This is a genomic window from Mesorhizobium sp. M7D.F.Ca.US.004.03.1.1, assembly GCF_003998635.1.
GTDB lineage: Bacteria > Pseudomonadota > Alphaproteobacteria > Rhizobiales > Rhizobiaceae > Mesorhizobium > Mesorhizobium loti.
The window spans coordinates 17,641-30,388 of record NZ_RZQG01000005.1; the positions used below are offsets into that span (position 1 = coordinate 17,641).

Genomic DNA, 12,748 nt, shown 5'->3' on the forward strand with positions numbered 1-12,748 from the left:
TGTCCCCTGAACGCGAAAAGCTGATGGTATGTTCCTCATTTGTTCTCTTCCTAATAAAGAGTCAATGGCATGGCGACGTGGCGTTGCGGAAGAAACGTTTGGCGCGACCGCTGCCTCGTGACACCGATAGCGTCGTTTGCCGACAGCACGAGGCCACGATGCCGCGTTGGACGTCGCGTCGGCGACTGCCGGCGCCCAGAGGAGAAACGGCGCATAAACCGCAGTCCTATGCGCGTCCGGAATTGCGGACATTGTCGCGCGCGGGACGGAGGAAATTCGCCCCCGCCGCGGCCGGTTAACAGGACAGCCGTAGGAGCGTCAGCATAGCGCCGGCCGCAGGACGGGACGCGGGACCGACTGTCCCCGTCCGCGGTGGTCCGCGTGTAGCATCGGCCATGAATGCAGTTGCCTTTGGGAACTGAGCACAGATCATCGACCGTTGGCCAGTGTGCCATCTAGTTGAAAAAGCGTGGCTATTTCGCCGTTGTCAAGAGTCTATTGACAGCAATGTTCTTATTTTGTTCACTGTTGGGATGATTGCTACAGGAGGCGAACCATGGAACTTCGCTTGAACATTGAAGGTGCAACGCCCGAGGAACTGGCACGCGGTGTCGCAGCAGCCGAAGCAGTCTTCGCGCGGGCCGGCATTACCGCTTTGCAAGGCGCGGAAGGTTTGTTCGCGTTGGAAGGGTGGGATATCAAAGGCTTTCCGGAAGACGACCAGCCAACCGAGGACGAGGACCAGGCTGCTTCGGTCTGGATGGAAGCCGACGAGGCTGCGACAATTGCATGTTGTGCGGGCTGGCCGGAGGACAAAGTTCCGCGCCATCAGATCATGGAACTGATCGACGTTCCCCGAACGAGATTGCAAGCCGAGGCGCTTCCGGACACGTGGCCGGCGCGCAGGCAGCTCTACCCGGACGTCGTCAAACGGCTGGAGGTTACTGCAGGCCCGGACCGCCAGATCGATTTCGATATTGCCTTCGTTCTTGGTTGGGTGCCGGAGCGGCCGACACTGGATCGGGTGGAGCCGCTTTCGGAAGATGGCGACCGTATTCCCTTCTTCACCAGCGACCTTGCCCAGGTGGAGGAAATGGCTCGCAAGGCGCTCAAGGACTGGACGATCGAGATTGACCGAAATCCCTGTGACGCCCACGTTTTCGACCCTGCAGCCGCCGATGACGGTGACGAATTGCGCATGGCAGCGTGGCGCGATTTCGACGGCTCCCTGCTTATGGAGAAGCCGCCGGCAAATCCTGCAATCGCACTGACCCTGGCAATGATGCGCGGCCAGTCGATGCATTTCGAATAGTGGTGAACCGGATAACGCGGGCGGCATCGTCTATCGATCGTGCTTGGCTACTTCAGGTCGCACGCGCAGATGGCCGAAGGGCTGACGAGGCCACCGCATCTGAGGAAAGAGACCATGTCAGAAAAACCACCCTATATGCCGACGGGCATTGGAATGGGCATGATGAGCGACGACGAGACCAAAGTCGGCGTTCTAATATTTGAAACGGCGCAAGGTAACTTCGACTTCGCTGTCAATCTGCAGGCAGTCGATGTCCTCACCAAGGCAATCAATAAGATCGAGATGCATCTCCGCTCCGGTAGGACGCACTGAGTGTCCGACCATGCGCCAAGATCAGAAAAGGCCGAAGCTGACCGTTGTCGTTGCGTTCGACCGCGGCGAGGATGGCGAACTGTTCACAGCATACGGCCCGACCGACCAGCAAAGCGAGGACCGCGCGGTGCGCATCGCAAAAGCGCTGGCGGGGAAGCATATAGGCGTCATAGCATGGACTCGCGACGCCGATCCGGCGCTTGGCGACTATGGGCCGCCGACAGTGCTTTTCACCAACGGCGACGTGGCGGATATGGAGTGAAAATGATCAATCCACCCAGAGACAAACTTGACTATGACTGTGCAGACCGCTCGCTCGATTGCGAGGAAGCCATGGAGCCCGGCTTTCAGGCGATCTTCGATTGCATGCTGGAAGTGGGATGGACCCGAGGGGAGACATTGCGGGCGCTGAAGCGGCTTCTTGCCGCCGACAATATGACCCAGAAAGAGAATGCAAAGACCGAAGCCCAACTCGCGATTGCGCGCGCCATGATACGCGCTGGCAAACCGCAATAGGCTGCCAGCTACAGTTTGCTGACCCCAGCTTCGTCGACCTCCGCTTCCATCTGATCGCCGACCGGCTCGGCCTTGCCGGCACCCTGGATGGACTGGCCATCGAAGCCCTGCAACCAGGCGTCGGCATATTCCCACCAGAACTCTGGCACGACGCGCTCCCTTCCGTCCTTGCGCGCTTGTACCCCATAGAGCCAAGCATATCCGATGCGTTCCTGGTCCTTCTTAGTCGCGGCCATAATCGTTCTCGCGCAAGATGTCGGCATCGGTTGCGGCCTTCACGAATGCCGCCCTTGCCACACTAGCTTCTTTGATCCCCTCCAAGACGGCCAGGCATGCTTTTCGAGCGGCCACGTGGCTTTTCCCTGTCGCTACCGGCCAACGATTGAGGAGGATATCGGCTGCCTGCGCCACTCGCTCAACCTTGTAAATAACATTACCAGACCGGCCTAACGCGACCGATACGGGCATTGCGAAACGCGGGTCTTGCATCACGCCACCCCGGAGTTACTCGAACGCGATTCAAGCATCGGCGCGCGATTCAGTTCCGCTTCCATTCCGAACTGCCGCCTGCGCTGTTGGCGACGGCCTCGACCATGATCGCGAAACAGCATTTGGCAGGCGCTGCGTGGCGATCAGTCCAGCCGCGTTCGCTCAGCCGTAGAAACGCAGGCAGAACAGATGGTCTCATTGGTGCAGGGGGCAGCGCTCTCCCGCTACCAACCCCCGACGGGCAGAGAGCCTTTCCCATTTGCACGCCGCAGCCGCCGATTGTGGCCCGAGCCGAACGCAGGCCTTCACTGCACCAGAAAGGTCCGCCTACGCATAGGGCATGCTACATTCATGGCCTTGCAGAAAGGCGAATCCGTGAGGCGATATTCGCCCACGCTTCAGCCAATCACCGTGCAACGGATTGAGCGAGCGCTCGACCGCGTGGCCGAGATCATCGTGGCGCGCGGCGACCAAGGCGAGACATGGCTCCCGTTGTACGACTATCTTGAACGTGCTCTGCAAGATTGCCAAGCAAAGGAGGGACGCCTTGTCGCAGCCCATGAGCGCGTTAAACGATTGAGGGCTCAAACGGCAGTACGATCTTCATGAGTTCTTCCTGCCACATTTTCATGTCGCCGCCTTCGCCGTATTTCGGACGGTCGATGGTGTGGCCCATCAGCATGCGCCGGAGTTCCTCATCCAGCCTGGCGTTCTTCATGCGGTCTTCAAACGAATGCCGAAGCGAATAGACAGTGTGCTTGTCGGTCGGGAACAATTTGTGGTTCTCGAAGTGCTTATTGAGCAGGGCTGATAGCGACGCCTCGCGATCCTTGTACCTCGGAAAGCCATTAGGGTGCCTCTTGAACACCTCAAGCGCCACGCCAACGAGTGGTATCTTACGCACGGATGAGGCTGTCTTGATTTCGCGTGGGTCCTCAGGATCCTCGCGAGGCTCCACCGAGATGTGAGGCACCTCGTGGTCGAGATGTATGACGCCGTCGTGCAAGTTCGCAAGCTCACTCGGGCGAGCCCCCGTTTCCGCGAAGGCGAGCACAATGCCTCGCGCATCATCGTTGAGGGCCGCAAGCGCGCCGGGTGCGAAGATCCTGTCGCGAATCCAGTCGGTCGGGAATGGTGGACGACTGCGTTTCGACTTGTCGCTGAATGAGAGATCGGCGAACGGATTCTTCTGTTCGGGTGAACCGAGATGACGATAGTAGTCGCCGTAGAGGGTCCGCAGGTTCCCCATATTTCGGTTGCCGGTCGATGCCGAACGGTCTGGCCTCCCCTTCTCGGGCGCGATTCGATCCAACCAATATTTATGCACCGCACGCGCGTCGTCGCGCGTGATCTCCCCCATTGGCTTGTCGCCGACAAGTGTGATGAAGACATCGACGCTCATTTGGCGTTTTGCCTTCCATCGTTTCTTCTGATCAGCACTTTTGGTGCGGAGTTCGTCGCGGACGATCTCGTCGAAATAGAGCTTCAGCGCTTCCGAAATTTTGTCGTCAGGACGGGAGACAGTGCCAGTGACAGCGTCAACCACGGGAGAGCTGGCAGGCTCTCCGATCGTGGCCTCGGCCCGCTGTAGGATGGTATCCAGCGGCTCGGCAACGAGGATGTCGGCGAGCGGCCGATAGACGAACCCTAACGCCTCGGCGCGCTTGATAGCGCGCTGGTAACGAATGCGCGCAGCTTCTGGGTTTTCGCCAAGCATGAGAGAGGACCATAACGCGTTATCGGCAGCCTCATGGAGGTCACGGGCGGTGCGCGCCTTTAACCGGTCGGTCGTGTCCAAGGAGCGCCGCACATGCTCGCCACGCGCATCAACGTCCCTGAGCTCCTTTGGGACGCGTCGATAATAATGAAAGTGACTGCCTCTCAACCGCAGGAAGCGGTCCGGTTCTTGCTCTTCGCGGCGTCTTCCCATGGTCCAGCGCAGCCATTTGTAGCACAATAGGTAGCACAATAGGTAGCACAAATGACCAGATCGGTGCAAGCACACGGGCACCATTCATAACATTATCTAGCAAACTCAATGACTTAACGGAGAAGCCGGTGGTACCGTTGGCTGGGATCGAACCAGCGACCTCCGGATCCACAATCCGGCGCTCTAACCATCTGAGCTACAACGGCACGTTTGCCTGAGCGGGATCGAAACAGAAACTCATCCCGACCGCTCTGTCGTTCGGCGATGCGTCCTTACGGGCTTATGGATTCTAATTCAAGGCTTTTGGAAAGCAAAGGTCACTTCCCCACATCGGCGCGGCATTTGCCTGGCAAAAAGAGGGCACGAGACAAGAACTGGGCGCCAGACAAAGAAAAAGGCCGGCGGGAGGAGGTGCCGGCCTTTTCCTGTTACGAGCCAGCGGGAGGAGGTGCTGGCTGGTCACCCCGGAGAGCAGAGGGAGGAGGTTCCACCCGCCGGGTATTCCTTGATGGCTACCATCATACGCCTGATCGTTTTTAAGAAAATGCGACCTTTTGTTGCATCTTCAGATCATGCGTAAACGTTAGGCAACCTTGATTTCCTTCATCGCCTTCTCGAAGGCGGCCTTGATCGGCTTGGAGACGTCCTCGGCTGCCTTGGAGGCGACGGCCTGGAAGTCCTTGGCCTGCTCGACGGTCGCTTCGACGCGCTTGCGCAGGAAGGCGGTCTGCAGCTCGACGACTTCCGACAGCGACTTGGCGCCGATCAGCGCTTCGAGATGGGAGAAGCCGGCCTCGGCATTGGCGCGCAAAGCGGAAATGGTCTTGAGCGACAGGTCGCTGGAAACGGTCTTGGCGGTCTCAAAGGTCGACTCCAGAGCCTTCTGGGTCTCCTCGGCACCGGTCTTCAGCTTGGCATAGGCTTCCTTCGACTGCTCAACGCCCTTTTCGGCGAAAGCGCGCATCTGGTCGGTGGCCTTGGAAGCGTCGAAGCTCGGGAATTCAACGTTTTCGATCGTCTCGGCGGTTTTGGTCCTGGACATTTTCCATCCTTTTTCAGCGGCGGCGGCTTTGACAGAAGGCCGTCTCGTTCATGTATGATGGCAATATAAAGGCAAATTTTGTGCATTGCAATATCTTTGTTGCAGTGCACCATAAATTTCTTTTGGGCCGTTAACCAAGAGCCCAGATTCCAGCCTTTGCACGTTCTGGCTTGTGGACCTTCGCGCCTCCGGCTTTTATTAACAAAGCGTTAACTGCAAATTCGCCGCTCCGTGAGGGTTCGCCAAGCGCATGCCGTCCGAATATTCCTTCCTCGACGTCGCCGTACTCGACGCGGTCCGCCAGCGCTTTGCCGCCGGCGACGCGATCGCGATCCTGTCGGCGGATCTGGAACAGGTGATCTGGGCCAATGGACCGGGCGCCGCGATGTTCGGCTATCCCGACATCGAGGCGATCATCGGCGCCTCGGCGCAACTGCCCTTGATCGCCAGGCGCCAGATCATGGCGACCAGCGGATTTCCCGAGATTGGCAGTGACCGCGCCATCATGGTGCGGCTGGCGACCGGCCTGACCAGCCGCGCCGTCAGCTTCCTGGCCAGTGCAGTGACCATGCCGGACGCCGAAAAGGCGATCATGCTCGCTGTGCCGGCGGCGCAGACAGGTTCGCGCAGTGCCGGCGAAATCGCCGCTCGCGCCATCAGCGGCTTCACCGAGGATGGCCACTTCATCGCCTTTGTCGACGCCGGCGGCCATGTCGAAGCGGCCTCGGAAGGATTTTCGGCACTGGGCATCTTGCCGGAGACGCTGGCTGCGCTCGTCGCCGATGTCGCGGCCGAGAGCGACCGCATCGTCAAGCGCCTCGTCCCCGGCCGCACGGTCTCCTATCCGGCAGGGCTGGCAAGATTGACCGAGGAACGGCATCTGCTGGTGGTGATCGACGAGGACCAGCTCGACGACAAAGCCGCTGCCGACGACAGCGTCGTGGAAGCACTGCAGCCAGCCCCAACCGAGACTGCAGCTCCGGAAAGCACGATCGCCCAGCCGGAACCTGATCAGGACAACAGACCGACAGTCGACAGCGAACACCCGGCTGCCGCGGTGGACGAACCGAGCGTTGCGGAAGCCGCCGAGACCAAATCGGTGCCTGCCGAGCCTGAGAATGTCCATACAGCCGAGCAACCCGCGGAGACGGCGGACAACGACCCGGGGAGTGCCGACGGCACGCCGCCACAACATGATCACTGGTACTTCAATGCCGGTGAGGATGATGCACAACGAACCGACCGGCCAGCCGCAACCGAGCCCGCTGAGCCTCCCGGCACCCTTCCGGAGGTTGCAGCGGAAAATCCGACGCGGGACGATACGAAGGCCGCCGCGCCTCTCGAACGCCCGGTTGCGCGGTCGATCGACCGCACGGCGGCCCCGGTACGCTTCGTCTGGCGCACCGATGCCGAGGGTAAGTTCAGTGCGCTGTCGCCGGAATTCACCGACATCGTCGGCAAGCCGGCGGCCGACGTGATCGGCCGGCGCTTCAGGGATGTCGCGGCCACCTTCGGCCTCGATCCCTCCGGCGAGATATCAGGCCTCCTGGAACGGCGCGATACCTGGTCCGGGCGCTCCGTGCTGTGGCCGGTCGTCGGCACCGATCTTAAGATACCCGTCGACCTCGCGGCGCTGCCTGTCTATGGCCGCAGCCGCGCCTTCGAGGGTTTCCGTGGCTTCGGCGTCGCGCGCGCCAGCGATGCAGTCGTCGATCCGGAAGCGATCGGCATGGCGCTGGTCCCCAATGGCGAGGCGCCGGCGACGCCGGAACCGCAAGCCGTCGAACCCGCGCTCGAACAGCCTAAGGCTGAAGAGCCGAAGGCCGAGGACACTCAGGCATCGGACCCGTTCAAGGGCGAAGTGCCGGCGCTGACCATCGTGCCTAAACAGGAACGACGCTTTGCCGATAAGGTGATCCGGCTCGCCGAACATCGCCAGCCGGCCAACGACAAGGGTCTGTCGACCCTGGAACGCAGCGCGTTCCGCGAGATCGGCGAGCGACTGAAGAAGGACAGCGCCGCGGTCGAGCCGGCAGAGACCGAGAAGCACGGCCTCGAAAGCTTCGGGGAAGCGACGACCGAGACATCTGCTGAACCTTTGGCGGAAACTGCGGATGTGCCGACCGCTAAGGCCGAAGCTTCAGTCGAGGCGGCCGGCGACCCGACGCATGCCAGCGAGATCACTGCGGCAGAGCCAGAGAACGAACCGGTCGAGCCGTCCGATGTCGATGCCGAAGACGAGCGGGATCTGGCGCGGCTTGACGGCGGCCATCTGGACGAAGCGGCTCGTGAGGAACCTTCCGAGCCGAATGTGACGGGCTCGTTGCTCGACTATGCTGGCCATGATGACGACGGCGGTCCTGTCGCGGACAACAGTGACGAGGCCCCTGTTTCCGAACCGGTGGCGGCGAAACCAGAAATCACCAAGCCCGTCGCGGCTGGCGAAGAGCCGGCTGGCGCTGATGCGACACATGACGCCGTCGATGACGACAGCATGACGTCAGCTGATTTTCGCGATGCCGAGGATAGCGAGGATTGGGCGCAGCCCGACGCGGATGGCGCGGTGCCTGACAAGGAGGCGGCTGCATCCGCCGAGGAAACCACCAGCGCAAGCGAGGCCGTCGCGGCACGCGTCGAGCGCCCTCGCCTGCAGGTGCCGCCGCTCAAGACTGAAGGCTTCGTGCCGTCGGCGTTTTCCGCCGGAGATGAGCACAAGGCTCCAGACACCTCGCTGCTCGGCAAGCTGCCGGTGCCGCTGCTCATCCATTCCGGCGACCAGTTGCACTATGCGAACGAGGAATTCCTCAATCTGACCGGCTATGAGGCGCTCGATGACCTGGCGGATGCCGGCGGCCTCGGCGCGCTGTTTGCCGACCCCTACGCCGACGACGGCGCTACCGACGGCACCGATCGTGCGCTGCGGTTGAAGACGCGTGACGGACAGGAATTCCCGATCGAGGCCATCTTGCGCTCTGTTCCCTGGCGCGACGGCAAGGCGCTGATGCTGGTCGTGCGCCGCTCCGGCGAGGATGACGCACCGGCGGCCCTGCATGCGGTTGGCGACGAGCAGACGCAACCCGACATTCCCGAGCTCAAGGCGCGCATCGCCGAGATGCGCACCATCATCGACACCGCCACCGACGGCGTCGTGCTGATCGGCCGTGACGGCACCATCCGCTCGATCAGCCGTCCGGCCGAAGCGCTGTTCGGTTTCGACAGCGACGACGTCACCGGCAAGCCATTCGCCTCGCTGTTTGCGATCGAAAGCCAGCGCGCGGCGCGCGACTACCTCAACGGACTGTCCGAGCCTGGCGTGGCGAGCGTCATGAATGACGGCCGCGAGGTGATTGGGCGCGAGGCGCAGGGGCGCTTCATCCCGCTGTTCATGACCATTGGCCGGCTGCCCAACGATAGCGGCTTCTGCGCTGTCGTGCGCGACATCACGCAGTGGAAGCGGGCCGAAGAGGATTTGACGCAAGCGCGTGCGGTGGCCGAGCGCGCGTCTTCACAGAAGACCGATTTCCTCGCCCGCATCAGCCACGAGATACGCACCCCGCTCAACGCCATCATCGGCTTTTCCGAACTGATGGTCGACGAGAAGTTCGGACCTGTCGCCAATGACCGTTACCGCGACTATCTGCGCGACATCAACCGCTCGGGCAATCATGTGCTCGACCTGGTCAACGACCTGCTCGACATCTCGAAGATCGAAGCCGGCCAGCAGGAGATGGCCTACGAGGCGGTGTCGCTCAACGACACACTGGCCGAGACGGTGGCGATGATGCAGCCGCAGGCCAACCGCGAACGCGTCATCATCCGCTCCAGCTTCGCTTCGCGGCTGCCGGAAGTGGTGGCCGACCTGCGCAGCGTGCGCCAGATCGCGCTCAACATCCTGTCGAATGCCATCCGTTACACCCAGGCCGGTGGCCAGGTGATCGTCTCGACCGCCTATGAGACATCGGGCGACGTCGTCATGCGGGTACGCGACACCGGCATCGGCATGAGCCAGGCCGAGATCGAGCAAGCGCTGAAACCGTTCAAGCAGATCAACGCGCTGAAGCGTGGGCGCGGCGACGGCACGGGCCTTGGATTGCCGCTGACAAAGGCGATGGTGGAAGCCAACCGCGCCCGATTCACCATCAACTCGACACCGGGAGAAGGCACCCTGGTCGAGGTCGCCTTCCCGTCGACCCGCGTGCTCGCGGAATAGGCCAGCCCCGGTACCGATAAAAGAAAAGGCGCCCAAAGGACGCCTTAAGAGATGGGATTGCTGTCACAACGGGGGCTTGAGCGAATTCGGATCCTCCGGGGGCTGAGGAACGGGATTTCTCCCTCAAGTTGTATGCGACTATCGACGCCGGACGTTAACAACTCCTTACCGGCGCGGCGGAAAATTTACGAATGTGTACCACTCGTGAAATCTAGGTAAATTCTACCGACATATTTGGTTAACCATGCCGGATAGTCTTTTTCATGCATGTCGGTGTCTCAAAACCGGGGTCACTTTCGAGCGACATGCATTAGCAGCTACTCGGCCAATTGCGGCAGGTTCTTGAACAGCTCCAGCGCCTCTGGATTGGCGAGCGCCTCCTTGTTCTTGATGGCGCGGCCATGCACGACGTCGCGCACCGCAAGTTCGGTGATCTTGCCCGACTTGGTGCGCGGGATGTCGGTGACGGCGACGATCCTGGCCGGCACGTGGCGCGGGCTTGCGCCGCTGCGGATCTTGGCGCGAATGCGTTTTTCGAGTTCCTCGTCGAGCTGCACGCCGGCGGCCAGGCGCACGAACAGCACGACGCGCACGTCATTGTCGAAGTCCTGGCCGATGCACAGCGCTTCCAGAATCTCCGGCATCTGTTCGACCTGGTTGTAGATCTCCGCCGTGCCGATGCGCACACCGCCCGGGTTGAGCGTGGCGTCGGAGCGGCCATGGATGATCAGGCCTCCATGCACGCTCCATTCGGCGAAATCGCCATGACACCAGACATTGTCGAAGCGCTCGAAATAGGCCGCCCGGTACTTCTTGCCCTCGGCGTCGTTCCAGAAGCCGATCGGCATCGCCGGAAAGGCCTTGGTGCAGACCAGTTCGCCCTTCTCCTGTCGGATCGGCCTGCCATCGTCGTCCCAGACATCGACGGCAAGGCCGAGGCCGGGTCCCTGGATCTCGCCGGTCCACACCGGCTGCGTCGGCACGCCGAGCACGAAGCAGGAGACGATGTCGGTGCCGCCGGAGACCGAAGCCAGGTGCACGTCCTTCTTGATGCCGTCATAGACGAAGCGGAAATCCTCCGGCGACAGCGGCGAGCCTGTGGAGGAAATCGCCCGCACATCAGACAGATCATGCGTGCGGATCGGCTTGAGACCGGCCTTGCGCACGGAATCGATGAACTTGGCCGAGGTGCCGAAGAAGGTCATCTTCTCGGCATCGGCGAAGTCGAACAGCACATTGCCGTCGGGGTAGAAGGGCGAGCCGTCATAGAGCAGCAGCGTGGCACCCGAAGCGAGCCCCGACGCCAGCCAGTTCCACATCATCCAGCCACAGGTGGTGAAGTAGAAGAAGCGGTCGCCGTCGGTGAGACCGGCATGCAGCCGATGTTCCTTGACATGCTGGATCAGCGTGCCGCCGGCCGAATGGACGATGCATTTGGGAATGCCGGTCGTTCCCGACGAAAACAGGATGTAGAGCGGATGCGAAAACGGCAGCGGCTCGAAGGTAACGGGCTTGCCGGCGAAGGGCGACAGCGCTTCTTCCAGCGCCACCGCCTTGTCGATGGTAGCAGCGACATCACTCGATGTGCCGAGATAGTCGACGACCAGGATCTTGCGGACAGTGCCTAGCTTGGCCGCGACCGCGGCGATCTTGTCGGCGACCTCGATCGCCTTGCCGTTGTACCAGTAGCCATCGGGCGCGATGAAGACGACGGGCTCGATCTGGCCGAAGCGGTCGAGCACGCCCTGCTCGCCGAAATCGGGAGAGCAGGACGACCAGACCGCACCGATCGAGGCGGCCGCCAGCATGGCGGCGATGGTCTCCGGCATGTTGGGCATCATGGCGGCAATGCGGTCGCCCTTCTTCACCTTGAGCGACAGGAAAAGCTGCTGCAGCCGCGAGGTCTGTGCGTGCAATTCGTTCCAGGACAATCGACGCTCGACCTTGTCCTCGCCGCGAAACACGATTGCCTCACTGGCGCCGGTCTTCCTCAGCAGATTCTCGGCGAAGTTCAGCGTGGCATTGGGGAAGAAGGAGGCACCGGGCATCCTGTCGCCATCGACGAGCGCGGGCTCGCCCCCATCAGTGCCCTTGTCGCCGACGATGCCGCAGAAATCCCACACCAGGCTCCAGAACCCTTCGCGGTCCTCGACCGACCAGCGATGAAGTTCGGCATACGAAGAAAACGTTACGCCGGCTTCCACAGCGGCTGCCTTGGTGAAAGCGGTCAAGGGCGCGGCGTCAATCTGGTCTTGTGTCGGGGTCCAGAGCGGTACTTCGGCAGCCATGATCGTTCCTCCACGGTCGCCATCGCTTATGCATATCGCAGCGCAGCAGAGCAAGATTTTGTTCGGTCAATGCGACCAGATGTGCGCAAATGCCATCGCCGGGCCATAAAGACTTGAAATGCCTCAGCCCTAAGTCGTAGTGACGACTGGAAGTCGTGGTGACGACTGGGTTACGCCCGTCGGGCGATTTTTGTCGGAATGGAAGCATACGGGGCGATATGCCATCATCTTTGATCCGGCGCGGAATATGGACGATCGGCGCTGCCGGTATCGTCATCGCGCTGGTGGTTGCCGCCCTGCCGCTGATCGCTTCCACCCGTATCGTGCGCGACCGCATCGCCTGGGAAATGAGTGCGTGGAGCGGCTTTCGGGTCGCCATCGAAGGTTCGCCGCGCATCGAGGTCTGGCCGACATTCCGCGCCATCCTGACCGATGTGACGCTCTCACAATGGACCGACACCGACGCGCCGCCGGTCGTCGAGGCAGAACGGGTCGAGGTCGACCTGTCCGCCATGGCGGCACTGCGCGGCGACGTGGTGTTTTCGACGGCGCGGCTGGTGCGGCCGACGATCCGGGTTCAGCGCACGCCAACCGGCCTCTTCCTGCCCGCCGTCCCGACCGGCGGGCGCATCACGCGCTCCATCGATAC

General features: G+C 61.6%; 11 protein-coding genes and 1 tRNA gene. 6 read left to right on the forward strand and 6 right to left on the reverse strand.

What is annotated here, in order from left to right:
* Positions 1 to 556 precede the first annotated feature (556 nt).
* The 4 genes from EN935_RS00960 to EN935_RS00975 all read left to right on the forward strand — a co-directional run bounded on the left by EN935_RS00960 (position 557) and on the right by EN935_RS00975 (position 2,140).
* Complete coding sequence (locus tag EN935_RS00960; protein WP_127265410.1) at positions 557 to 1,312, forward strand: hypothetical protein; 756 nt, start codon at positions 557 to 559, stop codon at positions 1,310 to 1,312.
* A gap of 114 nt (positions 1,313 to 1,426) precedes the next feature.
* A complete protein-coding gene (locus EN935_RS00965; protein WP_126106280.1) occupies positions 1,427 to 1,624 on the forward strand; it encodes a hypothetical protein in 198 nt (65 codons plus the stop codon).
* Between the two features lie 10 nt (positions 1,625 to 1,634).
* Entirely contained in the window at positions 1,635 to 1,886 is a 252-nt protein-coding gene (locus tag EN935_RS00970) for a hypothetical protein (protein WP_127265411.1), read from the forward strand.
* Between the two features lie 2 nt (positions 1,887 to 1,888).
* Positions 1,889 to 2,140: a hypothetical protein gene (locus tag EN935_RS00975; protein WP_127265412.1), complete on the forward strand. Its 252-nt coding sequence runs from the start codon at positions 1,889 to 1,891 to the stop codon at positions 2,138 to 2,140.
* 8 nt (positions 2,141 to 2,148) lie between these two features.
* Here the strand turns inward: EN935_RS00975 and EN935_RS00980 are convergent, their stop codons facing one another.
* The 5 genes from EN935_RS00980 to EN935_RS01000 all read right to left on the reverse strand — a co-directional run bounded on the left by EN935_RS00980 (position 2,149) and on the right by EN935_RS01000 (position 5,601).
* Positions 2,149 to 2,376 carry a hypothetical protein gene (locus tag EN935_RS00980; protein ID WP_127265413.1) on the reverse strand — a complete coding sequence of 76 codons (228 nt, stop codon included), beginning with the start codon at positions 2,374 to 2,376 and terminating at the stop codon, positions 2,149 to 2,151.
* A complete protein-coding gene (locus EN935_RS00985; RefSeq protein ID WP_127265414.1) occupies positions 2,363 to 2,629 on the reverse strand; it encodes a DUF982 domain-containing protein in 267 nt (88 codons plus the stop codon). The genes EN935_RS00980 and EN935_RS00985 overlap by 14 nt, the downstream gene beginning before the upstream one ends.
* A gap of 568 nt (positions 2,630 to 3,197) precedes the next feature.
* Complete coding sequence (locus tag EN935_RS00990; protein WP_127265415.1) at positions 3,198 to 4,559, reverse strand: DUF6538 domain-containing protein; 1,362 nt, start codon at positions 4,557 to 4,559, stop codon at positions 3,198 to 3,200.
* Positions 4,560 to 4,688: 129 nt separating this feature from the next.
* Positions 4,689 to 4,765: transfer RNA gene (locus EN935_RS00995), tRNA-His, on the reverse strand.
* Positions 4,766 to 5,142: 377 nt separating this feature from the next.
* Positions 5,143 to 5,601 carry a phasin gene (locus EN935_RS01000; RefSeq protein ID WP_127265416.1) on the reverse strand — a complete coding sequence of 153 codons (459 nt, stop codon included), beginning with the start codon at positions 5,599 to 5,601 and terminating at the stop codon, positions 5,143 to 5,145.
* A 250-nt stretch (positions 5,602 to 5,851) separates the two neighbouring features.
* On the opposite strand from EN935_RS01000, the gene EN935_RS01005 reads away from it, so the two are divergent.
* Positions 5,852 to 9,811, forward strand: a complete 3,960-nt coding sequence (locus EN935_RS01005; RefSeq protein WP_127373129.1) for a PAS domain S-box protein — start codon at positions 5,852 to 5,854, stop codon at positions 9,809 to 9,811.
* A 317-nt stretch (positions 9,812 to 10,128) separates the two neighbouring features.
* Here EN935_RS01005 and EN935_RS01010 read toward each other — a convergent pair whose 3' ends face one another.
* The gene (locus EN935_RS01010; RefSeq protein WP_127263951.1) at positions 10,129 to 12,099 is read right to left on the reverse strand and encodes an acetoacetate--CoA ligase; all 1,971 of its coding nucleotides are present in this window, start codon (positions 12,097 to 12,099) and stop codon (positions 10,129 to 10,131) included.
* A gap of 218 nt (positions 12,100 to 12,317) precedes the next feature.
* Here EN935_RS01010 and EN935_RS01015 point away from each other — a divergent pair.
* Positions 12,318 to 12,748, forward strand: a 431-nt coding sequence (locus EN935_RS01015) for an AsmA family protein (protein ID WP_127373130.1), incomplete at its 3' end; no start/stop codon positions are given.

Coding starts and splice junctions, on each gene's coding strand:
- EN935_RS00960 (WP_127265410.1), top strand. CDS start 557: ATGGAACTTCGCTTGAACATTGAAGGTGCAACGCCCGAGGAACTGGCA.
- EN935_RS00965 (WP_126106280.1), top strand. CDS start 1,427: ATGTCAGAAAAACCACCCTATATGCCGACGGGCATTGGAATGGGCATG.
- EN935_RS00970 (WP_127265411.1), top strand. CDS start 1,635: ATGCGCCAAGATCAGAAAAGGCCGAAGCTGACCGTTGTCGTTGCGTTC.
- EN935_RS00975 (WP_127265412.1), top strand. CDS start 1,889: ATGATCAATCCACCCAGAGACAAACTTGACTATGACTGTGCAGACCGC.
- EN935_RS00980 (WP_127265413.1), bottom strand. CDS start 2,376: ATGGCCGCGACTAAGAAGGACCAGGAACGCATCGGATATGCTTGGCTC.
- EN935_RS00985 (WP_127265414.1), bottom strand. CDS start 2,629: ATGCAAGACCCGCGTTTCGCAATGCCCGTATCGGTCGCGTTAGGCCGG.
- EN935_RS00990 (WP_127265415.1), bottom strand. CDS start 4,559: ATGGGAAGACGCCGCGAAGAGCAAGAACCGGACCGCTTCCTGCGGTTG.
- EN935_RS01000 (WP_127265416.1), bottom strand. CDS start 5,601: ATGTCCAGGACCAAAACCGCCGAGACGATCGAAAACGTTGAATTCCCG.
- EN935_RS01005 (WP_127373129.1), top strand. CDS start 5,852: ATGCCGTCCGAATATTCCTTCCTCGACGTCGCCGTACTCGACGCGGTC.
- EN935_RS01010 (WP_127263951.1), bottom strand. CDS start 12,099: ATGGCTGCCGAAGTACCGCTCTGGACCCCGACACAAGACCAGATTGAC.